Below are 1,310 nucleotides of genomic sequence, written 5' to 3'. Positions count from 1 at the left end.
CAGGGCTCCCGCAGCTACCCACCCGACATCTCCCACCCCGAAATAACGTTCACGATCAGCCGCTTGCCCATCCCCTGTCCACAGCCCTCTGTTTTGTGTAGTTTCCTGCCTTTTTGGGCGGACGATGGAAACGGGCAAGCTGATAGACATGGTCGAGGTTTTCGAGGGGCTTGAGGACTGGCGCAACGCTCAGCAAACGCGCCACCCGCTGAGCGAGCTGCTGACCGTTGCCGTCTGCGCAGTCCTCAGCGGTGCGGATGACTTCGAGGACATCAGCCAGTGGGGGCGCATCAAGCTGCCGTGGTTGCGTGGCTTTCTGAGCCTCGACTATGGCATCGCCTCGCCCGATACCTTCGAGCGAGTCTTCGCGGTACTGGATCCAAAGGGCTTCGAACGGGCATTTCGTGAGTGGGTCGCGGGGGTGATTCCGGCACTGAGGCATGAACAGGTGATCGCCATCGATGGCAAGACGAGCCGACGGACGACGAGCAAGGCGGCGGCTGCGCCGCTGCACATGGTCAGCGCCTTTGCCGCCGAGGTGGGCTTGGTGCTCGGGCAGGTTGCTACCGATCAGAAATCCAATGAAATCACGGCGATCCCTCAGCTCCTGCGCACTCTGGACGTGGCAGGCTGCATCGTCACCATCGATGCCATGGGCACTCAGACCGCTATCGCAGACGAGATCCGTGAGCGGGGTGCCGACTACGTGCTGTGCGTGAAGGACAACCATCCAAAACTGCTCGACTCGATCCTGCTGGCTCAGGCAGGAGTTGGCGGAGCGCTGCAGGCCAGCTCGAGCTGGGAGAGCCACAACACGGGACACGGCCGGGAAGAATGGCGCCGCTGCTGGGCTTTCAGCGCGGACGACAGGCTTTACAAGGGCGATCAGTGGCGTGGTCTGCACAGCTTCGCCTTGGTCGAGCGCACACGCCGTATCGGTGACAGGACGAGCGTTGAACGCCGCTACTACATCAGCAGCCTGGCCCCGGATGCCGAGAAGTTCATGCGCACCGTGCGCAGCCATTGGGAAGTGGAGAACCGGTTGCACTGGTGCCTGGATGTTCAGTTTGGCGATGACTACGCACGCGCTCGCACCGGCCACGTTGCCCATAACCTCGCGTTGGTGCGCCATATCGCGTTGAACCTGATCCGGTTGAACACCTCGGTCAAAACCAGCATCAAGACCAAGCGATTGCTGGCTGCGACCTCGGATGAGTTTCGGGCTGCCTTGCTGGGGTTGGCGGTTGAGCCAGAGACCGACGGCGATGAGGAGGAGGATTGATGTCGGATGGGTAGCTGCGGGAGCCCTG

At 61.9% G+C, this 1,310-nt stretch carries 1 protein-coding gene; it reads left to right on the top strand.

Features of this window, described 5'->3' with window-relative positions:
* Nucleotides 1-124 precede the first annotated feature (124 nt).
* Nucleotides 125-1,282 (top strand): ISAs1 family transposase, encoded by a 1,158-nt coding sequence (locus tag HHL15_RS26135; protein WP_169148693.1) that lies wholly within the window; start codon nucleotides 125-127, stop codon nucleotides 1,280-1,282.
* Nucleotides 1,283-1,310 lie beyond the last annotated feature (28 nt).

Origin of the sequence: Zoogloea dura (assembly GCF_012927165.1) — a bacterium.
GTDB classification, from domain to species: Bacteria; Pseudomonadota; Gammaproteobacteria; order Burkholderiales; family Rhodocyclaceae; genus Zoogloea; species Zoogloea dura.
The sequence above is the reverse complement of the archived record's forward strand: the minus strand, read 5'-3'. Positions and strand labels throughout refer to the sequence as shown.

Excerpts from the sequence above, each read along its gene's own strand:
- HHL15_RS26135 (WP_169148693.1), top strand. The coding sequence starts at position 125 with ATGGAAACGGGCAAGCTGATAGACATGGTCGAGGTTTTCGAGGGGCTT.